21 protein-coding genes and 1 pseudogene are annotated in these 23823 nt (G+C 71.8%); 10 read left to right on the plus strand and 12 right to left on the minus strand.

Going from position 1 to position 23823, the window contains the following annotated elements; genetic code table 11:
* Window positions 1–2 precede the first annotated feature (2 nt).
* Complete coding sequence (locus tag AB0I06_RS28375) at window positions 3–473, plus strand: DNA starvation/stationary phase protection protein (protein WP_363121670.1); 471 nt, start codon at window positions 3–5, stop codon at window positions 471–473.
* 776 nt (window positions 474–1249) lie between these two features.
* Here the strand turns inward: AB0I06_RS28375 and AB0I06_RS28380 are convergent.
* From AB0I06_RS28380 to AB0I06_RS28390, 3 genes and pseudogenes are all read right to left on the minus strand, one after another.
* Window positions 1250–2015 (minus strand): annotated as a pseudogene (locus tag AB0I06_RS28380) (SDR family NAD(P)-dependent oxidoreductase).
* Window positions 2016–2047: 32 nt separating this feature from the next.
* Window positions 2048–2878: a DNA-formamidopyrimidine glycosylase family protein gene (locus AB0I06_RS28385; protein WP_363121671.1), complete on the minus strand. Its 831-nt coding sequence runs from the start codon at window positions 2876–2878 to the stop codon at window positions 2048–2050.
* 176 nt (window positions 2879–3054) lie between these two features.
* Entirely contained in the window at window positions 3055–7971 is a 4917-nt protein-coding gene (locus AB0I06_RS28390) for an ATP-dependent helicase (protein ID WP_363121672.1), read from the minus strand.
* Window positions 7972–8090: 119 nt separating this feature from the next.
* Here AB0I06_RS28390 and AB0I06_RS28395 point away from each other — a divergent pair, with 119 nt between their 5' ends.
* The 3 genes from AB0I06_RS28395 to AB0I06_RS28405 are packed head-to-tail and all read left to right on the plus strand — an operon-like array spanning window position 8091 to window position 9974.
* On the plus strand, window positions 8091–8921 hold the full coding sequence (locus AB0I06_RS28395) for an AraC family transcriptional regulator (protein ID WP_363121673.1): 831 nt from the start codon (window positions 8091–8093) through the stop codon (window positions 8919–8921).
* A 22-nt stretch (window positions 8922–8943) separates the two neighbouring features.
* The gene (locus AB0I06_RS28400) at window positions 8944–9666 is read left to right on the plus strand and encodes an AzlC family ABC transporter permease (protein ID WP_363121674.1); all 723 of its coding nucleotides are present in this window, start codon (window positions 8944–8946) and stop codon (window positions 9664–9666) included.
* Complete coding sequence (locus AB0I06_RS28405; RefSeq protein ID WP_363121675.1) at window positions 9663–9974, plus strand: AzlD domain-containing protein; 312 nt, start codon at window positions 9663–9665, stop codon at window positions 9972–9974. Before AB0I06_RS28400 ends, AB0I06_RS28405 begins: the two co-directional genes overlap by 4 nt.
* Here AB0I06_RS28405 and AB0I06_RS28410 read toward each other — a convergent pair whose 3' ends face one another.
* The gene (locus tag AB0I06_RS28410) at window positions 9975–10919 is read right to left on the minus strand and encodes a hypothetical protein (protein WP_363121676.1); all 945 of its coding nucleotides are present in this window, start codon (window positions 10917–10919) and stop codon (window positions 9975–9977) included.
* An 80-nt stretch (window positions 10920–10999) separates the two neighbouring features.
* On the opposite strand from AB0I06_RS28410, the gene AB0I06_RS28415 reads away from it, so the two are divergent.
* From AB0I06_RS28415 to recX, 4 genes are all read left to right on the plus strand, one after another.
* Window positions 11000–11194: a DUF3046 domain-containing protein gene (locus tag AB0I06_RS28415; RefSeq protein WP_363121677.1), complete on the plus strand. Its 195-nt coding sequence runs from the start codon at window positions 11000–11002 to the stop codon at window positions 11192–11194.
* A 334-nt stretch (window positions 11195–11528) separates the two neighbouring features.
* Entirely contained in the window at window positions 11529–12800 is a 1272-nt protein-coding gene (locus tag AB0I06_RS28420) for an AI-2E family transporter (protein ID WP_363121678.1), read from the plus strand.
* A 274-nt stretch (window positions 12801–13074) separates the two neighbouring features.
* Window positions 13075–14205 carry a recombinase RecA gene (gene recA, locus AB0I06_RS28425; RefSeq protein WP_363121679.1) on the plus strand — a complete coding sequence of 377 codons (1131 nt, stop codon included), beginning with the start codon at window positions 13075–13077 and terminating at the stop codon, window positions 14203–14205.
* A gap of 3 nt (window positions 14206–14208) precedes the next feature.
* On the plus strand, window positions 14209–15021 hold the full coding sequence (gene recX, locus AB0I06_RS28430) for a recombination regulator RecX (RefSeq protein WP_363121680.1): 813 nt from the start codon (window positions 14209–14211) through the stop codon (window positions 15019–15021).
* 58 nt (window positions 15022–15079) lie between these two features.
* Here the strand turns inward: recX and AB0I06_RS28435 are convergent, their stop codons facing one another.
* The 8 genes from AB0I06_RS28435 to AB0I06_RS28470 form a co-directional block, all read right to left on the minus strand.
* A complete protein-coding gene (locus AB0I06_RS28435) occupies window positions 15080–15502 on the minus strand; it encodes a rhodanese-like domain-containing protein (protein ID WP_363121681.1) in 423 nt (140 codons plus the stop codon).
* The gene (locus AB0I06_RS28440) at window positions 15499–16035 is read right to left on the minus strand and encodes a cysteine dioxygenase (protein ID WP_363121682.1); all 537 of its coding nucleotides are present in this window, start codon (window positions 16033–16035) and stop codon (window positions 15499–15501) included. Before AB0I06_RS28440 ends, AB0I06_RS28435 begins: the two co-directional genes overlap by 4 nt.
* Window positions 16036–16132: 97 nt before the next feature.
* Window positions 16133–16279 (minus strand): putative leader peptide, encoded by a 147-nt coding sequence (locus AB0I06_RS28445; protein ID WP_363121683.1) that lies wholly within the window; start codon window positions 16277–16279, stop codon window positions 16133–16135.
* Window positions 16280–16311: 32 nt separating this feature from the next.
* Window positions 16312–17919 (minus strand): FAD-dependent monooxygenase, encoded by a 1608-nt coding sequence (locus AB0I06_RS28450; RefSeq protein ID WP_363121684.1) that lies wholly within the window; start codon window positions 17917–17919, stop codon window positions 16312–16314.
* A 176-nt stretch (window positions 17920–18095) separates the two neighbouring features.
* Window positions 18096–18989, minus strand: coding sequence for an amino acid ABC transporter permease (locus AB0I06_RS28455; protein ID WP_363121685.1), 894 nt, complete (start codon window positions 18987–18989; stop codon window positions 18096–18098).
* The gene (locus AB0I06_RS28460) at window positions 18986–19651 is read right to left on the minus strand and encodes an amino acid ABC transporter permease (RefSeq protein WP_363121686.1); all 666 of its coding nucleotides are present in this window, start codon (window positions 19649–19651) and stop codon (window positions 18986–18988) included. Before AB0I06_RS28460 ends, AB0I06_RS28455 begins: the two co-directional genes overlap by 4 nt.
* Window positions 19652–19726: 75 nt before the next feature.
* Complete coding sequence (locus AB0I06_RS28465; protein ID WP_363121687.1) at window positions 19727–20563, minus strand: glutamate ABC transporter substrate-binding protein; 837 nt, start codon at window positions 20561–20563, stop codon at window positions 19727–19729.
* 84 nt (window positions 20564–20647) lie between these two features.
* On the minus strand, window positions 20648–21424 hold the full coding sequence (locus tag AB0I06_RS28470; RefSeq protein WP_363121688.1) for an amino acid ABC transporter ATP-binding protein: 777 nt from the start codon (window positions 21422–21424) through the stop codon (window positions 20648–20650).
* Between the two features lie 289 nt (window positions 21425–21713).
* Here AB0I06_RS28470 and AB0I06_RS28475 point away from each other — a divergent pair, with 289 nt between their 5' ends.
* Together AB0I06_RS28475 and AB0I06_RS28480 are read left to right on the plus strand one after the other, a co-directional pair.
* On the plus strand, window positions 21714–22400 hold the full coding sequence (locus AB0I06_RS28475) for a response regulator transcription factor (RefSeq protein WP_363121689.1): 687 nt from the start codon (window positions 21714–21716) through the stop codon (window positions 22398–22400).
* 9 nt (window positions 22401–22409) lie between these two features.
* Entirely contained in the window at window positions 22410–23816 is a 1407-nt protein-coding gene (locus tag AB0I06_RS28480; protein ID WP_363121690.1) for a HAMP domain-containing sensor histidine kinase, read from the plus strand.
* The last annotated feature ends 7 nt before the right edge of the window (window positions 23817–23823 follow it).

Below are 23823 nucleotides of genomic sequence, written 5' to 3' on the forward strand. Positions count from 1 at the left end.
GGATGTACGTCGTGAAGAGCCCGTTGTCGGACGCGAACCTGAAGACCGTGTCCGAGGCGCTGCAAGGTGCCCTCGTCGATCTCGTGGACCTCGCCCTCGTGGCGAAGCAAATCCACTGGAACGTGGTGGGGCCGCGCTTCCGTTCCGTGCACCTCCAGCTCGACGAGGTCGTCGACACCGCGCGGAGGCACTCCGACACCGTGGCCGAGCGTGCCGCGGCCCTCGGTATCTCACCCGACGGACGTGCCGCGACGGTGGCCGTCGGCAGCGGGATCGGGGTGACCCCCGAAGGGTGGGTCGACGACACGACCGCCGTGGGCACGCTCGTCGAGGCGCTGGGCGCGGTGATCGCACGCATGCGGGAACGGGTCGACACCACCGGTGAGCCGGATCCCGTGAGCCAGGACATCTTCATCGGCATCACGGCGGACCTGGAGAAGCATCACTGGATGTTCCAGGCCGAGAACGGGTGACGCGGAGCGCGGGCACGGATACCGGGCCGGGCGGGAGATGTGCCACCGCTTGGCCTGCGGGGGCGTGTGGTGTGCGTGCGGGCGTGCGCGGCCTCGGTGAGGTGCCTGGCGTGGCTGGTGTGCCTGTGCGCCGGTGGTGTGCCCTGGTTGTCCTGGTGGTGGCCCAGGGGCGCTTCATGGCGTCGGGCTGGAGGTGGCGGCCGTGGCGGGCATAGCGCGCCCGGGGAGCCGGCGCTGGGGACTTCGCGGGGCCGCGCTGGGTTTCGGAGCGCTGTGGTGGTGGGCCGTGCTGCGGCTGGTGACCGTGCCTGAGGCGGGGGCGCTGGAGGCGGCGGTCGCGGCCGGAGGGTGGGGTCTGAGCGTGCTGCCGGTGCATTGCGTGCCCAAGCGGCGGGCGCGGGGGGTGGTGGGCGCGGGGCGATGGCGGGGGTGTGGAGGGTGGGGAGTCGAGGGGTAGTGGAGCGGCGGGGTGGGTGAGATCCATGTGCTGGGGGCTGTCAGGGGCGTGGTGAGGGCTGGGAGCGGCGGCGTGAGCGCTGTGTTCAGCGTTGTGGTGGGCGGGGGCGGTTGCGGTTGCGGTGGGTGCCGTCTGGCCTGAGGCCGGTCGGCGTGGTGGGTGGCGCTGGGCGGGTGTGAGGGGCGATGGCCGGTGCGGCGTGCCGCGGCCCTTCTGGCGGGTGTGGGCGGCCCTGTGGGCTCGTGGGGCGGTCGGGCGGGGCCTTGGCGCCCGGAGCGGGGGTGAGGGGCTCTGGTCGGCGCAGGCGGGCCGGTTCCCGTCACCACGGCATGGCCAACGCCCCCGTTGGCGCGCAGGATCTGGCCCGTCGTGAAGGCCGACGCGTCGCAGACCAGGTGAAGGACCGTGTGGGCGATGTCCTCGGGCTCGCCGACCCGGCCCAGGGGTGACATGCGGGCCATGGCGGACTCCGTGTGTGCCTGGGACGCCCTGTCGTGCCGGTCGGTCATAGGCGTACGGACCCAGCCCGGGGCGACCGCGTTGACCCGGATGCCGTAGCGGCCGACCTCCGTCGCGAGGGTCTTGGTCAGCTGGACCACCGCCGCCTTCGCCGCGCCGTAACAGAGCAGTCCCGGGCCGCCCGTGTCGACGGCGCCCGAGGCCATGGTGACGATGCTGCCGCCGGTGCCGTGGGCGATCATCAGACGGGCCGCCTCCTGGCAGGCGTACAGCACCCCTTTGAAGTTGATGTTCCACACCCGGTCGAGGTCCTCGTCCCGGGTGTCCAGGACGGGGCTGCGATGCATGATCCCGGCGATCGCGGCCAGGGCGTCCAGGCGGTCGCAGGAGCTGAGGGCCTGCCGCAGCAGGGTCCGGTCGGTGACGTCGAGGGTGTGAATGCGGGCCGTGCCGCCGCCGTCCTTGATCAGAGACGCCGTCTCGCGCAGGCCCTCGGTGTCACGGTCCGCGCAGTGCACGGTCGCGCCCGCCTCGGAGAGCAGGAGCGCCGAGGCGCGGCCTATACCGCTCGCGGCGCCGGTGACGAACACGGTGCGGCCGGTGAGGTCGTACGCCGTGACGGGCATACAGGGACCGTACGAGCGTTTCTGACGGGTCGTCAATTGGTGCGGTTGCGCCGCCGGGTGGGGGAGGCGGCCGGGGTGGGGCCCGGCTGGCAGGTGGGGCACCAGTAGGTGGGGCGTTCGCGGGAGCCGTCGCCCTGGTCGGCGACGCGGATCGAGGTCCGGCAGCGCAGGCAGGGGCGGGGTGCCCGGCCGTAGACGAAGAGGTCCTGGCCGCGACGGCCCGTCGTGCTGCGGATCGGGCGGTCGCGGTTGGTCTCCAGCAGCTTCTTGGCGAGTCCGGGCAGCTTGGCGGCGCGGTCGGCGGGCAGGTCGCCCGCGGGGAGCCAGGGGGTGACGCCGAGCAGGAAGCAGAGCTCGCTCTTGTAGACATTGCCGATGCCGGCGAGGTTGCGCTGGTCGAGCAGGGCCTCCCCGAGTTCGCGGGCGGGGTCCTGGAGGACGTTGGCGAGGGCCCGGTCGGGGTCCCAGTCGGGGCCCAGGAGGTCGGGGCCGAGGTGGCCGACCGCGCGGTGCTCGTCGCTGGTGCGCAGCAGTTCCAGAACGGGGAGGCGGTAGCCGACGGCTGTGTGGTCGGTGTTGCCGAGGATCGCGCGGATCTGGTGGCCGGGGCCGCCGGTCCAGCGCCGGCCGTTGTCGTACACCTTCCAGGAGCCGTCCATCCGCAGGTGGGAGTGGAGGGTCAGGCCGCCGTCGATGCGGGTGAGGAGGTGCTTGCCGCGCGCGGTGACGTCCCTGACGGTGCGGCCGGTGAGGTCGGCCGTGGCGAAGCGGGGCACCCTGAGGTCGCTGCGGATCAGGACTTTGCCCGCGAGAGCGTCGTGCAACCGCCTCGCCGCCTGCCAGACCGTGTCACCTTCGGGCATGGGTCAAGGGTGGCACGGAGGAGGCGTGCTTCGTCGGGGCGGCTGTGCGCGGGTGGGGTGCATGTGCTCAGGCGTGGTTCTCATGTGCGAGTGGTCTTCATGTGCTCTGCGCGGTCCTCATGGCGTGGGTGGTCCCCGATGTGCTGGTGCGGCCGTCTGGTGCTCGGGCGGAGTCCTCAGGTGCGCAGGCGGAGTCCCCGGGGTGTCGCGATGAAGCCCGCTCGTTCCAGGAGCGTGCCGATGGGGGAGGTCAGGGCTTGGGCGCCGTTGACGCGCTCCACCGTGACCGTGCCGAGCGACCCGGCGCGGGCCGCCGCCGCGAGGGCCTCCGCGGCGTCGGCCAGCCGGGGGTCGTCGGCCGGTGCGCCGTCCGGGTCGGCGGGCCAGGCCAGCAGGGTCTTGCCGCCGCGCTCCATGTAGAGCGTCAGCTCACCGTCGACGAGTACCACCAGGGAGCCCGCCTTGCGGCCGGGCTTGTGACCGGCGCCCGTCGGCGGTTCGGGCCAGGGCAGGGCCGCGCCGTAGGCGTTCGCAGGGTCGGCGGCCGCGAGGACGACGGCCCGGGAGGCGCCGTCGGGGCGGCCCCGGCGGCCCGGGAAACCCTGGTCGTACGCGCCGCGTCCGCCGTTCTGCCAGGGCGGGGCCGCCTGGGGGGCGTAGTCGCGCGGGGAGACCCACTCACCCGGGGACGGGTCGGGAACGTCGTAGGGGGAATGCAGCTCGGGAAAGCCGTCGGGGCCCGGGGCGCCGGTGTGGTCATGGGAGGGGGCGGAGACGTCCGGACCGGCGAAGTCATGAGCGGCGAACGGATCGGGTTGCGTGCCGGAGGCCGGTCCGGGCAGGTCCGCACCGCGGTCGCGGGCGTTGGAGACGGCGCGCAGCCGGTCCACCGCGCCGTCCATCGCGAACTGCGCCGCGCCCAGGCCCTCCACGACGTAGCCCCGACGGGCCTGTCCGCTCTCCTCGAAGACCGACAGCACGCGGTAGGTGGCCGAGAAGCCGCCCTCGACGCCCTCCGCCGAGACCGCGCCCCTGGTGACCACGCCGTGGCGGTCGAGGAGGGTGCGGGCGAGGGCGTGGGCCCGCACGGTGGGGTCGGGCTCGTGAGCGGGGAGCAGGGACCAGCGGCCGGCGACCGTCGGCGGGCCCGAGCGGGACGCGGTGCGGGCCGCTGCCGTCAGGGAGCCGTAGCGGCCGCGCGGCATCGAGCGCTTGGCGCGGTGGGCCGTGGAGCCCGCGGTGCGGCCCGAGCCGAGCAGCGAGCGCATCGGGGTGAGGGTGTCGTTCGTCAGACGGCCGGACCAGGCCAGGTCCCACAGCGCGTCGGCCAGCTGGGGGTCGCCGGCCTCGGGGTGGGTGGTGGCGCGGACCTGGTCGGCGATCTGGCGGAAGAACAGGCCGTAGCCGCCGGAGAGGGTCTCCAGGACGGACTGGTGCAGGGCGGTCAGCTCCAGGGGGTGCGGGGGCGGCAGGAGCAAGGGGGCCGCGTCCGCCAGGTACAGGGAGACCCAGCCGTCCTTGCCGGGCAGGGAGCCCGCGCCGGCCCAGACGACTTCCCCGGCGGCGGTCAGCTCGTCCAGCATCGCGGGGGTGTAGTTCGCGACCCGGGACGGCAGCACCAGCTTCTCCAGGGCGGAGGCGGGTACGGACGCGCCCTGGAGCTGCTCGATGGCGCGGACCAGCCCGTCGATGCCGCGCAGGGAATGCCCCTTGCCGATGTGCTGCCACTGTGGGAGGAACTGGGCGAGCGCGGCCGGTGGCACCGGCTCCAGCTCGTGCCGCAGGGCGGCCAGGGAGCGGCGGCGCAACCGGCGCAGCACGGCCGCGTCGCACCACTCCTGGCCGATGCCGGCCGGGTGGAACTCACCCTGGACGACCCGGCCCGCCGCGGCGAGCCGCTGGAGGGCGCCCTCGGTGACGGCGACGCCCAGACCGAAACGAGCCGCTGCCGTGGCCGAGGTGAACGGGCCGTGGGTGCGCGCGAAGCGGGCGAGGAGGTCGCCCAGCGGGTCCTTGACGGGCTCCGTGAAGGCTTCCGGGACGCCTACCGGCAGGGCGGTGCCCAGCGCGTCGCGCAGCCGGCCGGCGTCCTCGATCGCCGCCCAGTGGTCCCGGCCCGCGATCCGGACCCGGATGGCACGGCGGCTGCCCGCCAGCTCCTGGGCCCATGAGGCCTCGGCGCCCCGCTCGGCCAGCTCGGCGTCGGTGAGCGGACCGAGGAGGCGCAACAGGTCAGCGACACCCTCGGCGTCCTTGACGCGGCGGTCCTCGGTACGCCATTGGAGCTCCTGCTCCAGCTCGGCCAGCACCTCGGCGTCGAGCAGCTCGCGCAGCTCCGCCTGGCCCAGCAGCTCGGCCAGCAGCCGGGAGTCGAGCGACAGGGCGGCGGCGCGGCGCTCGGCCAGCGGGGAGTCGCCCTCGTACAGGAACTGGGCGACGTAACCGAACAGGAGGGAGCGGGCGAAGGGTGACGGCTCGGGAGTGGTGACCTCGACCAGACGGACCTTGCGGGACTCCAGGTCCCCCATCAGCTCCACGAGCCCCGGCACGTCGAAGACGTCCTGGAGGCACTCGCGGACCGCCTCCAGGACGATCGGGAACGAACCGAACTCGCTCGCCACCTGCAACAGCTGGGACGCGCGCTGTCGCTGCTGCCACAACGGGGTGCGCTTGCCCGGGTTGCGGCGCGGCAGCAGCAGGGCGCGGGCGGCGCACTCGCGGAACCGGGAGGCGAACAGGGCCGAGCTGCCCACCTGGTCCGTGACGACCTGGTCGACCTCGCCCTTGTCGAAGACGACGTCCGCGGCGCCCACGGGGGCCTGCTCGGCGTCGTACTCCCGGCCCGCCTTCACCGGCTCCTGGTCCAGCAGGTCCAGGCCCATCAGGTCGGCGTCCGGCAGGCGCAGCACGATGCCGTCGTCGGCGTGCATGACCTGCGCGTCCATGCCGTACCGCTCGGAGAGCTTGGCGCCCAGCGCGAGCGCCCAGGGGGCGTGCACCTGGGCGCCGAACGGGGAGTGCACGACCACCCGCCAGTCGCCGAGCTCGTCGCGGAAGCGCTCCACGACGATCGTCCGGTCGTCCGGGATGTGACCGCAGGCCTCGCGCTGTTCGCGCAGGTACGACAGCACGTTGTCCGCCGCCCACGCGTCCAGGCCGGCCGCGAGGAGGCGCAGGCGGGCGTCTTCGTCGGACAGCGATCCGACCTCGCGCAGGAACGCGCCAACCGCCCGGCCCAACTCCAGCGGGCGGCCCAGCTGGTCGCCCTTCCAGAAGGGCAGCCGGCCCGGCACGCCCGGTGCCGGGGAGACCAGCACGCGGTCGCGGGTGATGTCCTCGATCCGCCAGGAGCTGGTGCCGAGCGTGAAGACGTCCCCGACGCGGGACTCGTAGACCATCTCCTCGTCGAGCTCGCCGACCCTGCCGCCGCCCTTCTTGGGGTCGGCGCCCGCGAGGAACACACCGAACAGGCCGCGGTCGGGGATCGTGCCCCCGGAGGTGACGGCGAGGCGCTGCGCGCCGGGGCGGCCGGTGATCTCACCGGTGACGCGGTCCCACACCACGCGCGGGCGCAGCTCCGCGAACGCGTCGGACGGGTAGCGGCCCGCCAGCATGTCGAGGACCGCGGTGAAGGCCGATTCGGGCAGGGAGGCGAACGGGGCGGCCCGGCGGACGGCGGCGAGGAGGTCGTCGAACTGCCAGGTGTCCAGGGCCGTCATGGCCACGATCTGCTGGGCCAGGACGTCCAGAGGGTTGGCGGGGACCTTGAGGGACTCGATGGAGCCGGTGCGCATGCGCTCGGTGACGACCGCCGCCTGCACGAGGTCGCCGCGGTACTTCGGGAAGACCACACCGGTGGAGACCGCGCCCACCTGGTGCCCCGCCCGGCCGACGCGCTGGAGGCCGGAGGCGACGGAGGGCGGCGACTCGACCTGCACGACCAGGTCCACCGCGCCCATGTCGATGCCCAGTTCGAGACTGGACGTGGCGACGACCGCGGGGAGGCGGCCCGCCTTGAGGTCCTCCTCGACCAGGGCACGCTGTTCCTTGGACACCGAGCCGTGGTGGGCACGGGCGATGACCTGGGGGGCGCCCTGGGCCGCTCCCGAGCCGCCCATGAGCTCGGCGGGGGAGTGGTGCTCGTCGAGGGTCTCGCCCGTGGCCCGCTCGTAGGCGATCTCGTTCAGGCGGTTGCACAGGCGCTCCGCGAGGCGCCGGGAGTTCGCGAAGACGATCGTGGAGCGGTGGGACTGGACGAGATCGGCGATCCGCTCCTCCACATGCGGCCAGATGGACGGGCGCTCGGCGCCCTCCTGGCCGTCCGCCACCGGGGAGCCGCCCAGCTCGCCCAGGTCCTCGACCGGGACGACCACGGACAGGTCGAACTCCTTGCCCGACTCCGGCTGGACGATCTCCACCTTGCGGCGCGGCGAGAGGAAACGGGCCACCTCGTCCACCGGCCGGACCGTCGCTGACAGGCCGATGCGGCGGGCGGGCTTCGCAAGGAGGTCGTCCAGCCGCTCCAGGGAGAGCGCGAGATGGGCGCCGCGCTTGGTGCCGGCGACCGCGTGCACCTCGTCGAGGATCACCGTCTCGATGCCCGCCAGCGCGTCGCGCGTGGCCGACGTCAGCATCAGGAACAGCGATTCCGGGGTCGTGATCAGGATGTCCGGCGGGCGGGTCGACAGGGCACGGCGCTCGGCGGCGGGGGTGTCGCCCGAGCGGATGCCCACCTTGATCTCGGGCTCGGGCAGGCCGAGGCGCACCGACTCCTGGCGGATGCCCGTCAGCGGGCTGCGCAGGTTGCGCTCGACGTCCACCGCCAGGGCCTTCAGCGGGGAGACGTACAGGACCCGGCAGCGTTTCTTCGGGTCGGCGGGGGCGGGCGCCGAGGCCAGCTGGTCCAGAGCGGCCAGGAAGGCCGCCAGGGTCTTGCCGGAGCCGGTGGGGGCGACGACCAGCACGTCCGAGCCCTCGTGGATGGCCTGCCACGCTCCGGCCTGGGCCGTGGTGGGCGCGGAGAAGGCACCCGTGAACCAGGCGCGGGTCGCGGGGGAGAAGGCGTCCAGGGCTCGGCGTGCGTTGCTGGGCATGCGTCCATCGTGCACCTCGGCACTGACATCGGGTCCCGACCACCTCCTGACCTGCCGCTATGCCGCGGGAAGCGGGTGGGGGGAGCGCCGCGTCGTCCGCCGCCGCGGACAATGGCCGTATGAGCGAGCGCGCGCGGCATTGGCAGTACGACGAGCTGCCCGGGGTCGATCTGCTGAGAGCCCGCTACGTGCACAAGACGTTCGTGCGGCACACGCACGAGAACTTCGTGATAGCCGCCATCGCCGACGGCGTGGAGGTGTTCCAGCACGGCGGCGGCGACCAGTACGCGGGCGCCGGGGCTCTCGCCCTGGTGAATCCCGACACCCCGCACACCGGTCGGGCCGGGGTGCCCGAAGGGTGGCGCTACGGGGCCGTGTACCCGCCGGTCGAGGTGGTGGCGGAGATCGCGGCCGAGACGACCGCGCTGCGCGGGACGCCGGGATTCGTCAGCCCGGTGGTGGACGATCCGTACGCCGCCGGTCTGGTGCATCAGGTGCTGCGGGCCGCCGACGAGGGCAACGCGCTGGCCGCGGACACACTGCTGCGGGTGGCCGTGACCAGGCTGCTGCGGTCGAACGGCGGACCCATGCCGCAGCGCGAGGTGCGCACGGCGGGAGCCCGGATCGCGGCACGTGCGCGTGCGGTGCTGGAGGAACGCATGGCCCGGCCGCCGACCCTGGAACAACTGGCGGCCGGTCTCGGGACCAGCCCCTTCGCTCTGCTGCGGGCCTTCCGGGACGTCTACGGCATGCCGCCGCACGCCTGGCTCACGGACGCGCGCGTGCGGCGCGCACGGCGTCTCCTGGACGCCGGGGCGGCCCCCTCCGAGGTCGCCGTCACCGTCGGATTCACCGACCAGCCGCACCTCAACCGGCACTTCGGCCGGATCGTCGGCGTGCCTCCGGGGGCGTACCAGCGCGAGCGCAAGAACGTACAAGACCCGAGTTGACCGCTGCCCTAGCGTGCGGGGCGTGGCAGATCAGACAGCTCTCGAAGACAAAGACATCGGCGGGAAGACGGACCGGGCGGTCGTACGCGACGCCCTGGGTGTCGGAGTGGCGGTGGGGCTCTCCGGGTTCGCCTTCGGAGTGACCTCGGCCGGCGGCGGACTCTCGCTGCTCCAGACCTGCGCGCTCAGTCTCCTGGTGTTCACCGGCGCCTCCCAGTTCGCCCTGGTGGGGGCCCTCGCAGCGGGCGGCGGCCCGTTCACCGCCGCCGCCGGGGCCTTCTTCCTGGGCGTGCGGAACGCCTTCTACGGCCTGCGTCTGTCGCAATTGCTCGCCCTGCCGCGCGCGGTGCGGCCGTTCGCCGCCCAGTGGGTGATCGACGAGACGGCCGCTGTCGCGCTGGCCCAGCCCACCCGGCGCACCGCCCGGCTCGGGTTCGTCGTGACCGGGCTGAGCCTCTACATCCTGTGGAATCTCACCACGCTGCTCGGGGCCCTGGGCGCCGAGGCCATCGGGGACACCGACGCGTGGGGACTGGACGCCGCCGGGCCCGCGGTCTTCCTGGCCCTGCTCGCGCCGATGCTGAAGAGCGGCACCGAGCGGGCCGTCGCCGTGCTCGCCGTGCTGCTGGGGCTCGGACTGCTGCCCGTGCTGCCCGCCGGTGTGCCGGTGCTGCTGGCCGCCCTGGCGGCGCCGGTCGTGCTGTGGGCGGACGGCCGCCGCAAGGGCCGGGGGGACGCGCGGTGAACGTGTGGATCGCGATCGGGGTGACCGCCCTCGGGTGCTACGCCGTCAAGCTCGCCGGGCTCCTGGTGCCCGCGGGGGCCCTGGAGCGGCCCCTCGTCAAGCGTCTCGCCGCGCTGCTGCCCGTCGCGCTGCTGGCGGCCCTCACCGCCCAGCAGACCTTCGCCGACGGGCGGACACCGGTGCTGGACGCGCGGGCCGCCGGCCTCGCCGCCGCGGCCGTGGCCCTGCTGCTGCGCGCCCCGTTCCTGCTCGTCGTCGCCGTGGCCGTGCTCGTGACCGCGGGAGTGCGGGCCCTGGGCGCTGGGTGATCAGTCGATGGGCCGGCCGTATGCCCTGAGCACGCTCAAGGCCTCGATCGTCACCACCGGGCGGGCCTCCAGGGCGGGTGCCGGTGCCCAGTGGCGCCACCGGACGGGCCAGCCGCCGTCCTCCTGCTGCTGGGCCGCGAGGTGGTCCAGGGACCGGGCCATCTCGTCGTCCGTGAACCACGCGCGCGCGAGTGAGCGCGGCGTACGCGCGTAGTCGTACGGGAAGTGGTGCTCACCCGGGGCGTAGCCGGGGGAGACCGGATACGCGCCCAGGTCACCGGGGTCCAGGGCCGCGAGGCGGTGAGCGCGGACCAGGCGGCCGAGACGGTCGGCGGCCGCCTGCGCGCGCGGGCGGTCCGGGACGGAGTCCAGGAAGGCCACGGCGGCCTCGATCTCGTAGGGGTGCGACTTCTCCAGTGACTCGACCGCCTGCCAGCAGAAGTCCGTCGCCCGGAACAGCCAGGCGTGCCACACCTCGTTGCGGTGCAGCAGCCCCACCACCGGCCCGGTGGCCAGGAGATCACTGGGCGGATCGTCCACCACCGTCACGAAGGGGGCCGTGGGGTAGCCGCTCTGGCTGGGGTGGATCGCCGGGAGGGCGCCGTCCGCCGTGGAGACCGAGGTCAGGTAGCGGCAGACGCGCTCCACGCTCCGCCCGGCGCAGCGCCCGACCGCGTCCAGCACGCGCAGGGCCTGCGCGGTGTGCAGCGGCTGGCTGACCGGACCGCGCAGATCGGGCTCCAGCCCGTGGCCGTACCCGCCGTCCTCGTTGCGGTAGGCGTCGAGGGCGGTCTCCACCGGGTCGGCGGCGCCGCCCCGGAAGTGGTGGGTGAAGCGGTGCTGATCGAGCACGCGCGCGGTGAGCCAGACGAAGCGCTCCGCGCGCGTGACGGGACTGTGCCGCGGGGGCGTCGGGGGGAGTTCGGTAGCTCCTGTATCGGCCATGGGTCAGACCGTAGGGCGCGAAGCGGCGCCGGCAGGCGGTCCCGGCTCAGGCCCACCCTCAGGGGCGGGATACTGGAGTCATGCGGTTGACGGTCTTCTGGCAGCGGATGGCGGAGCACTTCGGTCCCGGCTACGCCGAAACCTTCGCGCGCGACCATGTGATGTCGGAGCTGGGCGGGCGCACGGTGCACGGGGCGCTGGAGGCCGGCTGGGACGCCAAGGAGGTCTGGCAGGTGGTCTGCGCGGTGATGGACGTGCCCCGGGAGAGGCGCTGACCCTGCCCCCGGGCCCCGGAGGCCGCTGACCGGCACGCCGGCCCCTCGGACAGCCGGCGGCGAGGCGTTCGCGGCGCGCCGATGGCCGGGCGGAGAGGTTCGCGGCGCGCCGATGGCCGGGCGGAGAGGTTCGCGGCGCGCCGGTGGGGTGGGGGCAGAGTGGTTCGGCGGAGCGCCGGTGGGGGCGGAGTGGTTCGGCGGCGCATCAGCGGCTGGGCGGAGCGCTCGCAGATCACCGGCGACGGGCCGGAGCGGCTCGGTCGCAGAGCGCCGACCGGGCACGAAGATCGCAGCCGGGCGCACGGCTGTCGGTGACGTGGGCGAGACTTGGACCGTGGCACCCACTGACGAGACCGGGCAGGCAGCCCCGCAGCCCTCAGATTCCGGCACGGCGCCGCCCGCCCGGCCTCCGGTCGGCGGGGCCGGGGCGAACGGCCGCATGCCGCGCTGGCTGCCGCGTGCCCTGGTGCTCGCGCTCGCCCTCGTCGCCGCGTTCCAGCTGGGCAGCTGGGCCTTCCACCAGCTCACCGGCCTGCTGATCAACATCCTCATCGCGTTCTTCCTGGCACTCGCCATAGAGCCCGCGGTGAGCTGGATGGCCTCCCGCGGCATGCGCAGAGGACTGGCCACGTTCATCGTCTTCATCGGCGTGATGATCGTCTCGGCCGGCTTCGTCACCCTGCTCGGATCCGTCCTCGCGGACCAGATCATCAAGCTGATCGAGGGCTTCCCCGGCTACCTCGACTCCGTCATCAACTGGATCAACACGCACTTCAAGACCGACCTGAAGCGCGTCGACATCCAGGAGGGCCTCCTGCGCTCCGACTGGCTGCGCAATTACGTCCAGAACAGCGCCACCGGCGTCCTGGACGTGTCCGCCCAGGTCATCGGGGGACTCTTCCAGCTGCTCACGATCGGCCTGTTCTCGTTCTACTTCGCCGCGGACGGCCCGCGACTGCGCCGCACGATCTGCTCGGTCCTGCCCCCCGCCCGCCAGGCCGAGGTGCTGCGCGCGTGGGAGATCGCCGTGAACAAGACCGGCGGCTACATCTACTCCCGGGGCCTGATGGCGCTGATCTCCGGCGTGGCCCACTTCATCCTGCTCCAGGCGCTGGACGTGCCCTACGCGCCCGTGCTGGCCGTGTGGGTGGGGCTGGTGTCCCAGTTCATCCCCACCATCGGCACCTATCTCGCGGGTGCCCTGCCCATGCTGATCGCGTTCACGGTGGACCCCTGGTACGCGCTGTGGGTCCTGGTCTTCGTCGTCATCTACCAGCAGTTCGAGAACTACGTGCTGCAGCCCAAGCTGACCTCCAAGACGGTCGACATCCACCCCGCGGTCGCCTTCGGCTCGGTCATCGCCGGTACCGCACTGCTCGGTGCCGTCGGCGCGCTGATCGCCATCCCCGCCATCGCCACGCTCCAGGCCTTCCTCGGGGCGTACGTGAAGCGCTACGACGTCACGGACGATCCCCGGGTCCACGGTCACCGCCGCGGGGGAGAGGGCCCGGGTCTGCTCACGCGCGCGCGAGGGATGTGGGCGCGGCGGCCGGGCGCCGAGCGGTCCGCGGACGACGACTCCACGGGCGGCTCGACCTCCTCCTGAACGGCCTGAGCCGTCCGGGTCCTCCTGCGTCGCGGCCTCCACGAGGCCGCCGCTCGCCGGATGCGCGGCGCCGCGTGGCGCGCTTGACACGAAAATCGAACATCTATTCTCATTGGGGCACCGGCACGGCTCAACGAAGGGCATTTCGACATACTTTGGGTGGAGAAGTGCCCGAGTTATCCACAGGCCGGACGTGCGTCGGGGCGCATTGTCAGTGGCAGGCGTTAGCGTCTTTGACGTGAAGCGATCGACTCAAGCAAATCGGGTGGAACCCATGGCAGGAACCGACCGCGAGAAGGCCCTGGATGCCGCACTCGCACAGATTGAACGGCAATTCGGCAAGGGCGCGGTCATGCGCATGGGCGACCGGACCAACGAGCCCATCGAGGTCATCCCGACCGGCTCAACCGCCCTGGACGTGGCCCTCGGCGTGGGCGGCCTGCCCCGCGGCCGCGTCGTGGAGATCTACGGACCGGAGTCCTCCGGTAAGACCACCCTGACCCTGCACGCGGTGGCGAACGCGCAGAAGGCCGGCGGCCAGGTCGCCTTCGTCGACGCGGAGCACGCGCTCGACCCCGAGTACGCGAAGAAGCTCGGCGTCGACATCGACAACCTCATCCTCTCCCAGCCGGACAACGGCGAGCAGGCCCTGGAGATCGTGGACATGCTGGTCCGCTCCGGTGCCCTCGACCTCATCGTCATCGACTCCGTCGCCGCGCTCGTCCCGCGCGCGGAGATCGAGGGCGAGATGGGCGACAGCCACGTCGGTCTGCAGGCTCGCCTGATGAGCCAGGCCCTGCGGAAGATCACCAGCGCGCTCAACCAGTCCAAGACCACCGCGATCTTCATCAACCAGCTCCGCGAGAAGATCGGCGTGATGTTCGGCTCGCCGGAGACCACGACCGGTGGCCGGGCGCTGAAGTTCTACGCCTCGGTGCGCATCGACATCCGCCGCATCGAGACCCTGAAGGACGGCACGGACGCGGTCGGTAACCGCACCCGCTGCAAGGTCGTCAAGAACAAGGTCGCGCCGCCCTTCAAGCAGGCCGAGTTCGACATCCTCTACGGCCACGGCATCAGCCGCGAGGGCGGCCTGATCGACATGGGCGTGGAGCACGGCTTCGTCCGCAAGGCCGGCGCCTGGTACACGTACGAGGGCGACCAGCTCGGCCAGGGCAAGGAGAACGCGCGCAACTTCCTCAAGGACAACCCCGACCTGGCCAACGAGATCGAGAAGAAGATCAAGGAGAAGCTGGGCGTGGGTGTGCGTCCCGCCGAGCCGGCTGCCGAGCCGGGCACCGACGCCGCGGACTCCGCCGCCGCACCGGCCGACGCGACCCCGGCCGTTCCCGCCCCCGCACCGGCCAAGACCGCCAAGTCCAAGGCCGCCGCAGCCAAGAGCTGACCCGTGACACGGCGAACCGACTGGGCGGAGCACGAGTACGCGTCCGGTGTCCCACGGGGGAGGGGTACCGGAGGCGCCCCGGACCCGGCCATGGACGGGGAGGACGGCTTTGGGCCCATGCCCCCCGAGGGTGACCGGCAGTACGGCGACGACACCGGGCCGCACGGGGGCGGCTCACGCATCGGGGGCGGCTCGCGTGACGGTGGGCCGAAGGGCGGTCGTCGCCGTCGTCGGCGTGGCTTCGGGGAAGCGGCTGCCGATGCCGAGGACGGAGGTGCCCTCTCCTCGTCGAGGGCCGAGCAGGAGGCACCTCCAGGGGACCCGGTCGAGCGGGCTCGGGCCATCTGCCTGCGCCTGCTCACCGGGACCCCGCGGACGCGGAGGCAACTCGCCGACGCGCTGCGCAAACGGCAGATCCCGGACGACGCTGCCGAGGAGGTGCTGTCGAGGTTCGAAGAGGTCGGCCTCATCAACGACAGCGCCTTCGCGGAAGCCTGGGTGGAGTCCCGCCACCACGGCAGAGGGCTGGCCCGGCGCGCGCTCGCCCGGGAGCTGCGGACCAAGGGCGTGGACTCCACGCTGATCGACGAAGCCGTCTCCCAGCTCGACTCCGAGCAGGAAGAGGCGACCGCGCGCGAGCTCGTCGCGCGCAAGCTCCGCTCCACCCGCGGCCTCGACCGCGACAAGCGCCTCCGCCGCCTCGCGGGCATGCTCGCCCGCAAGGGCTACCCCGAGGGCATGTCCCTACGGGTCGTGCGCCAGGCGCTGGAGGAGGAGGGCGAGGACACGGAGTTTCCCGGGGATGAGGGGTTCTGAGGGACGGGCGGGTGACGGCGACGCGCTCGGCCGGGGCTGCGCCCGTCCCGGACGGTGGCTAGCCCTCCACCGGCAACCCGGCCCTCCGCCAGGCCTGGAACCCGCCGACCAGGTCCGTGGCCCGGCGCAGGCCCAGCTGGTGCAACGACTGGGCGGCCAGACTGGAGGCATAGCCCTCGTTGCAGATCACGACGACGCGCAGGGCGTGATCCGTCGCCTCGGGCAGGCGGTGGCTGCCCTGCGGGTCGAGGCGCCATTCCAGTTCATTGCGTTCGACGACCAGGGCGCCGGGGATGAGGCCGCCCCGTTCGCGCAGGGCGGCGTAGCGGATGTCGACCAGCAGCGCGTCGCCGGCCTGAGCGGCCTCGTACGCCTGCTGCGGTTCGATCCGCTCGTAGCCCGCGCGGACGCGTGCCAGCAACTCGTCGATGCCCACCGGTGATCCGAGGGCCTGACCGTCCGGTCCGGGTGCGGTGCTCACTGCCAGTCCTCCGGCCGCTCGACCTGCTCCAGGCGCAGGATCGGGCCACTGCGGCTGTAGCGGCGGATCTGCGGCAGCGGCGGGTAATAGGCATGGACGGAGATCGCGTGCCGGTCGGGGGACTCGTTGAGCACCTCGTGGACGTGGTGCCTTCCGAAGGCGCGGCCCTGGCCGGCCCGCAGCCGGCGTTGCCGGTCCACGTCCTCGGTGAGTTCCAGAGTCTTCCAGCCGTCGGTGGGCAGCCGTGCGGCGAGCGAGTTCTCCTTGAGCTCGCCGGAGGCGATCAGGAAGGCGCCCACCGAGTCGGCATGGTCGTGCCAGCCGGTGCCGGTGCCGGGCGGCCAGCCGATCAGCCATGCTTCGCTGCCGCCGGGCCCGTCCAGCCGCACCCATGTGCGGCCCTCCGGGTCCAGTGGCAGGGAGTCGATCAGCTCGGTGTCGGCGGCCGTGCGCCGGACGAAGTCGTAGAGGTCGGCCTGGGTGGGAGCTGCCTCGGAGGAGACAGAGGGAGTCGCGGAAGGGGATACAGACACGGGTGCCGTCCTGAAGGTCCTGATGAGGGTTCGCGAGCAAGGCGCGGCAGCCGACGGACAGAGCGCGGCGCGGCGCACAGGGGAAGGGGGAGCGAAGTCAGCAGGACGGGCGACACACGCAGCCCGCGTAACGGAGGAGGTCCATATGGACCCTCCGCCACAGGCGCACACAGGTGTCGGTCACGCACCGGAGTACACCATGACCCTCCGGGCCGGTCAACTCACTGTCACCATGCGGACGCACCGTGACAGTGAGCCCGTCGTCCGGGCCGGGCGTCAGCGGGAGCCGGCCGACGCCCCGGCCTCTTCCTGCGCTTGCACCGGCCCGCCCATCGTGGCCTCCGCCGCCGCGTACAGGTCGGCCGGGCGCACGCCGCCCAGCGCGGTGACGAGGTGCCCGTCGGGGCGCACCAGAAGCACCGTGTGCGCGGCGGCCCCCGGGTAGCTCTCGGCGACGAGCAGCTCGGCGGGGTACGGCAGGGCCGTGACCGCCGCCGCGAGCTGCGGCATGATGCCCGCGCTCACCCAGTGCCTGCGCTCCCAGACACCGGTGCCCGGCGCGACCAGCACCACGAGCAGCGCGCCACGGCCGAGCCGGTCGCGCAGCCGTACGAAGGTGCCGTCCTCCGCGGTGACCCGGACATCGGTGACCGGTGCGCCGAGCGGCGTGACGACCGGGACCTCCCCTTCGAGGTCCCGGGGCGCGAGCGGCGAGTCGGCGTACGCCCCCGGCGCGCCGAGCTGGCCCTGCCCCAGGTGACCCTCCGTGAGCAGGGCGTCGTGGCCCCGGGACGAGCCGGGCACGACGGCGCGCAGGCCGCCACCACCGCGCAGCACGGGCAGCGCCTGGTCGGCGGCGCGCAGCCGGGCGGAGACGATCGCCCGCCGTTCCGTCTGGTAGCTGTCGAGGAGCGCCTCGTGCGGCCCGTGGTGCCAGGCCACGGCCAGTTTCCAGGCGAGGTTGTCGGCGTCCCGCAGCCCCTCGTCGAGCCCGTGCGTGCCCAGCGCACCGAGCAGATGGGCCGCGTCCCCGGCGAGGAACACCCGGTCGGCGCGCCAGCGCCGGGCCAGCCGGTGGTGGACGGTGTGGACACCGGTGTCCAGCAATTCGTACGGCGGTGTGGTGCCGCCCGCCCAGCCGGCCAGGGTCTCCCGGATGCGGGTGAGCAGCAGTTCGGGGGTGACCAGGTCCTTGCCGGGGGGCAGGAGCCAGTCCAGACGCCAGACGCCGTCCGGCAGCGGGCGGGCGGTGACCTCGCCGGCCGAGGGGCCGGACGTGCGCCAGGGCGGTAGACGGTGCAACAAGGCCTCGTCGTGCCAGGGCAGTTCGGTGCGGAGCGCGGCGACGGCGTGACGTTCCACCGCCGTACGGCCAGGGAAGCGGATGTCCTGGAGCTTGCGGACGGTCGAGCGGGGGCCGTCGCAACCGACCAGATAACTGCCGCGCCACCAGGTGCCTTTGGGGCCACGGGTGTGGGCCGTGACGCCTGAGGGCTCCTGTTCGAGGCCGTCGAGACGGCTCTCCACAGCGACCTTGACGAGCCGTTCGCCCGAGAGGGCCGCGCGCAGGGCGTCGGTGAGGACGTGCTGAGCGATGTGCAGGGGGGCGGGCTCGGTGTCGTCGAAGACGATCTCGCGCATCACCTGCTTGCGCCGCATCGACCGCCATCCGGCCCAGTACGCACCGGCCCGGGCGAGGGAGAGGCCGGTCAGCCGTTCCATCAGCGCGGTGGTGTCCTCGCGCAGCACGACGGTGCGTGCCGCACGGGGTTCGTCTTTGCCCGAGCCCTCGTCGAGGACGACGCAGGGCACCTCCTGACGGGCCAGCGCGAGGGCGAGCGTGAGCCCGACGGGCCCCGCCCCGACGATGATCACCGGGTCCACGGCGTGGCGCCCCCTGCCCGCGGTGGTGTCCTGAGAGACGTGGGTGAACAGGAAGGTGGAGCAGGGTGCACGATCACAGAACGTATGCAACCTATTGCCGGTGCTTGCGTCAAGTGACCAGGGGCAGTGGCGATCATGCCACTGCCCCTGAGTGTGTCACGTGAGGTGAGAGAGCGTCAGGCGGCTGCGCCGCCACCGCCGGCCTGGCCTCCGGTCGCCAAATCATCCACGCCCACGACCGCACCCGTCGACTTCTTCGCCCGCCGCAGGCGGCGCTCCAGCCAGCTGGCGAAGGTGGTGAGGGCGAAGTTGAGGGCGATGAAGATGACGGCGACGACCGTGAAGCTGGCGATCGTGTTGGCGCCGTAGTAGCCGCTCATCGTGTTCGCCGAGGCGAGCAACTCGGAATAGGTCAGTACAGCGCCACCGAGAGCGGTGTCCTTCACGATGACGACGAGCTGGCTGACGATGGCCGGCAGCATGGCCGTGACCGCCTGCGGCAGCAGGATGAGGCGCATCTCCTGGTTCTTGCGCAGGCCGATAGCCATGGCAGCCTCGGACTGGCCCTTGGGCAGGGACAGGATGCCCGCCCGGACGATCTCCGCGAGAACCGAGGCGTTGTACAGCACCAGACCCGTGACGACCGCGTACAGCGGACGGTCGTCGGACGAGACGTTGGTGTACTCGGCGAACAGGGCGAGCCCGAAGATCATGAGGATCAGCACGGGGACGGCCCGGAAGAACTCGACCACCACGCCGGCCGGGATCCGGATCCAGGCATGGTCCGACAGCCGGGCGATGCCGAAGACCGCACCGAGCGGAAGCGCGATGATCACGGAAAGCACTGCGGCCTTGAGCGTGTTCTGCAAGCCCGGCCAGATGTACGTCGTCCAGGGCTCGGAGCTGGTGAAGAACGGCTCCCACAGCACCCACTCGAGCTGACCCTTCTCCTTGAGGGTGCTGTAGAGCCACCACAGCACGGCCGCGAGAGCCACCAGGAAGAGGACGGTGAACAGGACGTTGCGCCGCTTGGCGCGGGGCCCCTGAGCGTCGTATAGCAGGGCACTCATCGCTTCACCGCCACCTTCTTGCCCACCCAGCCGAGGATCAGGCCGGTCGGCAGCGTCAACACCACGAAACCGAAGGCGAAGATCATCGAGATGAGCAGCAGTTGCGCCTCGTTCTCGATCATCTCCTTCATAAGAAGCGCCGCTTCCGCTACACCGATCGCCGCGGCCACCGTGGTGTTCTTCGTGAGCGCGATCAGGACGTTCGTCAACGGGCCGACCGCCGAGCGGAACGCCTGCGGAAGGACAACCAGCCGCAGTACCTGCGAGAAGCTCAGTCCGATCGCGCGGGCCGCCTCCGCTTGACCGACCGGCACCGTGTTGATGCCGGAGCGCAGCGCCTCACACACGAAAGCGGAGGTGTAGACGATCAGGCCCAGTACGGCGAGTCGGAAGTTGGCCGTCTCCGACCTTTCGGCGCCGAGGGTGATGTTCAGGGTCTGGTACAGGCCCAGCGAGGTGAACAGGATGATCACGGTAAGCGGGATGTTCCGCACGATGTTCACATAGGCGGTCCCGAAACCGCGCATCAGTGGCACCGGGCCGACGCGCATCGCCGCCAGCATTGTGCCCCAGATCAGGGAGCCGACGGCCGAGAGCAGGGCGAGCTGCACCGTCGTCCAGAAGGCTCCCAGGATGTCGTAGTCACTCAGAAAGTCGAACACGATCTCCCGCGCTTCCGCGTATAGGGATGCCCCGGTGCGCCGCCCCGGAGGGCGGCGCACCCGTCAGGCGTTGCCTCAGCTCTTGATGTCGCCGATCTTCGGCGCGGGCTCGTTCTTGTAGCTGGCGGGGCCGAGGTTCTTGTCCACGGCCTTCTGCCAGGCCTGGTCGGCGACCATGTCCTCAAGGGCCTTGTTGATCTTGTCCTTGAGGTCGCTGCCCTTCTTGACGCCGATGCCGTAGTTCTCGTTGGTCATCTTGAAGCCGCCGAGCTTGAACTTGCCCTTGAACTGGGACTGGGCGGCATAACCGGCGAGGATCGAGTCGTCGGTGGTCAGCGCGTCGATCGCCTTGTTCTGAAGACCGGTCAGGCAGGCCGAGTACGTCGGGTACTGCTGAAGGTCGGCCTTCGGGGCCAGCTTCTCCCTGACGTTCTGCGCCGAGGTCGAGCCGGTCACCGAGCAGAGCTTCTTGTCGTTGAGGTCCGACGGCGACTTGATCGAGTCGTCGTCCGCACGGACCAGCACGTCCTGATGGGCCAGCAGGTACGGGCCGGCGAAGTCGACCTTCTCCTGGCGCTCCGGGGTGATCGAGTAGGTGGCGGCGATGAAGTCGACGTCACCACGCTGGAGCATGGTCTCGCGGTCGCCGCTCTTCGCTTCCTTCCACTCGATCTGATCCGCCTTGTAACCGAGCTTCTTGGCGACGTACGTGGCGACGTCGACGTCGAAGCCGGCGTAACCCTGCGGCGTCTTCTGGCCGAGGCCGGGCTGGTCGAACTTGATGCCGACCGTGATCGTCTTGCCGTCGCCGGAACCGGAGCCACCCTCGTTCTTGTCGCCGCCGCACGCGGTGGCGGTCAGGGCGAGAGCGAAGACGGTGGCCGAGACGGCGGTGACCTTGCGGAGCTTCATGGTGAACATCCTTTGGCTGGTGAAGAGATGCGGGCCCTCAAGGGGCGGGCGACACGGGGGGCGCGTCGAACGCGACCCGCGCCGTCAGTGGTGCAGGATCTTCGACAGGAAGTCCTTGGCACGGTCGCTGCGCGGATTGCTGAAGAACTGGTCGGGCGCAGCCTCCTCGACGATTCGGCCGTCCGCCATGAACACCACGCGGTTTGCGGCCGATCGTGCGAAACCCATCTCATGGGTGACGACGATCATGGTCATGCCGTCGCGGGCGAGCTGCTGCATGACCTCCAGCACCTCGTTGATCATCTCGGGGTCGAGCGCGGAGGTGGGCTCGTCGAAGAGCATCACCTTCGGCTCCATGGCCAGCGCCCGGGCGATGGCGACACGCTGCTGCTGGCCGCCGGAGAGCTGCGCCGGGTACTTGTCGGCCTGGGCGGCCACGCCGACCCGGTCGAGCAGGGCACGGGCCCGCTCCTCCGCGGCCTTCTTGTCCTTCTTGCGGACCTTGATCTGGCCGAGCATCACGTTCTCGAGCACGGTCTTGTGCGCGAAGAGGTTGAAGGACTGAAAGACCATCCCGACGTCGGCGCGCAGCCTGGCGAGTTCCTTGCCCTCGGCGGGCAGCGGCTTGCCGTCGATGGTGATCGAGCCGGAGTCGGTCGTCTCCAGGCGGTTGATGGTGCGGCACAGGGTGGACTTGCCGGACCCGGAGGGCCCGATGACCACCACGACTTCACCGCGGGCGATCGTCAGGTCGATGTCCTGGAGTACGTGCAACGCGCCGAAGTGCTTGTTGACGCTCTTCAGGACGACCAGTTCTCCGGTCGCGGCCACATCTTCCTTGGCCACCGATACTTCGGTCATCGCTCTCAGGCTCCGTCCTCCTCGGTTTCGGAGGACAGTAGTAACCCTCTACGACCTGCGTCATTACATCTGAGGGGAATCTGAGCATCACGATCCGATAGCAATCGGACACGTGTCGTAGCACTTGGAGCGGCGCTGATACCAGCCGGGTAACGGAAGCGGCCCGCAACCGGAACCCTCTTGACGCCGTCCTCGTCCATCAGCGTGACTGCACAGGGTGCACGCGCGCGCGTGCACCCGTTTGTGTACACATCTAGATCGTACGACCAGTGAACCGAAGGGGGCCCGGATGAGACTGCTGCTCGTCGAGGACGACAACCATGTCGCCGCCGCCCTGTCGGCGGTTCTGGCGCGGCACGGGTTCGACGTCACGCACGCGCGCAGCGGTGAGGAGGCCCTCCAGGCACTCGTGCCCGAGAGCGACTGCTTCGGTGTCGTCCTGCTCGACCTCGGCCTGCCCGACCAGGACGGTTACGAGGTCTGCGGCAAGATCCGCAAGCGCACCAGCACCCCCGTGATCATGGTCACCGCCCGTTCCGACGTGCGGTCCCGCATCCACGGCCTCAACCTGGGCGCCGACGACTACGTCGTGAAGCCCTACGACACGGGGGAGCTGCTCGCCCGCATCCACGCGGTGAGCCGGCGCACCTCCCACGAGGACACCTCCAGCGGCATCGAGACCCAGCTGCGACTCGGCCCGGTGCACATCGAGCTGCCCACCCGCCGGGTCAGCGTGGACGGGTCGGTGATCCAGCTGACCCGCAAGGAGTTCGACCTGCTGGCCCTGCTCGCGCAGCGGCCCGGAGTGGTCTTCCGCCGGGAGCAGATCATCAGCGAGGTGTGGCGGACCAGCTGGGAGGGGACCGGACGCACCCTGGAGGTGCACGTCGCGTCCCTGCGCGCCAAGCTGCGCATGCCGGCCCTCATCGAGACCGTCCGCGGAGTCGGTTACCGGCTCGTCGCGCCTGCCGGGTAGCGGGGCCGGGTGCGCACTCGTCTTCTCCCGCTGCTCATCGTCCTGATGGCGGCCGTGCTGCTCGCGCTCGGCGTCCCGCTCGCCGTGAGCCTGGCCGGCGCCCAGCAGCAGAAGGTCGTCGTCGACCGGATCGACGACACGGCTCGCTTTGCCGCCCTGGCCCAGTTCGTCACCGACTCGCCCGACGGTACCGCCGACGCGTTCGAGAACGAGCGCCTGGCCACCCTGAGCAGTGAGTTGACCAGTTACTACGAGGTCTACGGCATCCGCTCCGGTGTCTTCTACCGCAGTGGCAGTGCCATGGCCCTCGCCCCCGCCCAGTGGTCCCTGCCGCAGGAGGGCGAGGTCCGGGACGCGTTCGCCGAGGCGCTGCTCAGCCGCCGCAGCCACGACCCGAAGCAGGTGTGGCCCTGGCAGCGTCGCAACCTCGTGGTCGCCTCGCCGGTCATCCGCGACGGCGATGTCGTCGCGGTCGTCGTCACGGACTCGCCGACGGGACAGCTGCGCTCCCGCACGCTGCACGGCTGGCTGGTCATCGGCGCGGGCGAGTTCGCCGCGATGCTGCTGGCCGTCGGTGCCGCCCTGCGGCTGACCGGCTGGGTGCTCAAGCCCGTACGGGTCCTGGACGCCACCACCCACGACATCGCCACCGGGCGGCTCAAGTCCCGGGTCGCCGCCGCGGGCGGGCCGCCGGAACTCAGGCGCCTGGCCAGGTCGTTCAACGAGATGGCGGACAACGTCGAGGACGTGCTGGAGCAGCAGCGCGCCTTCGTCGCCGACGCCTCGCACCAACTGCGCAATCCCCTCGCGGCGCTGCTGCTGCGCATCGAGCTGCTCTCCTTCGAACTGCCCGAGGGCAACAAGGAGATCGCCTCGGTCCAGGCCGAGGGCAAGCGCCTCGCGCAGGTCCTGGACGACCTGCTGGATCTGGCGCTGGCCGAGCACACCGACGCTGATCTGCGGATCACCGACATCGGCGAGCTGACCGCCGAACGCCTCGCCGCCTGGGCCCCCACCGCCGAGGCCAAGGGGGTGCGCCTGGTCGGGGACTGCCCGCCGACGACCGCCTGGGCCGACCCGGTCGCGTTGTCCAGCGCGCTGGACGCGGTGATCGACAACGCGGTGAAGTTCACGCCCGAGGACCGGACCGTCGAGGTGACCGTCGCTTCCCGGGGCGACCTCTCCACCGTCGTCGTCACCGACCAGGGCCCGGGCCTCACGGACGAGGAGCTGGCCCGGGTCGGCGACCGCTTCTGGCGCAGCGGCCGGCATCAGAATGTGAAGGGCTCGGGGCTGGGCCTGTCCATCTCACGCGCGCTGCTGGCGGCGGGCGGCGGTTCGATCACGTTCGACCGCCACGAGCCGCACGGGCTGAAGGTGACGGTGGCGGTGCCGAGGTCGGCGCCGACGGCGTGACGGCGCC

Origin of the sequence: Streptomyces sp. NPDC050674 (assembly GCF_040654575.1) — a bacterium.
Taxonomy (GTDB): domain Bacteria; phylum Actinomycetota; class Actinomycetes; order Streptomycetales; family Streptomycetaceae; genus Streptomyces.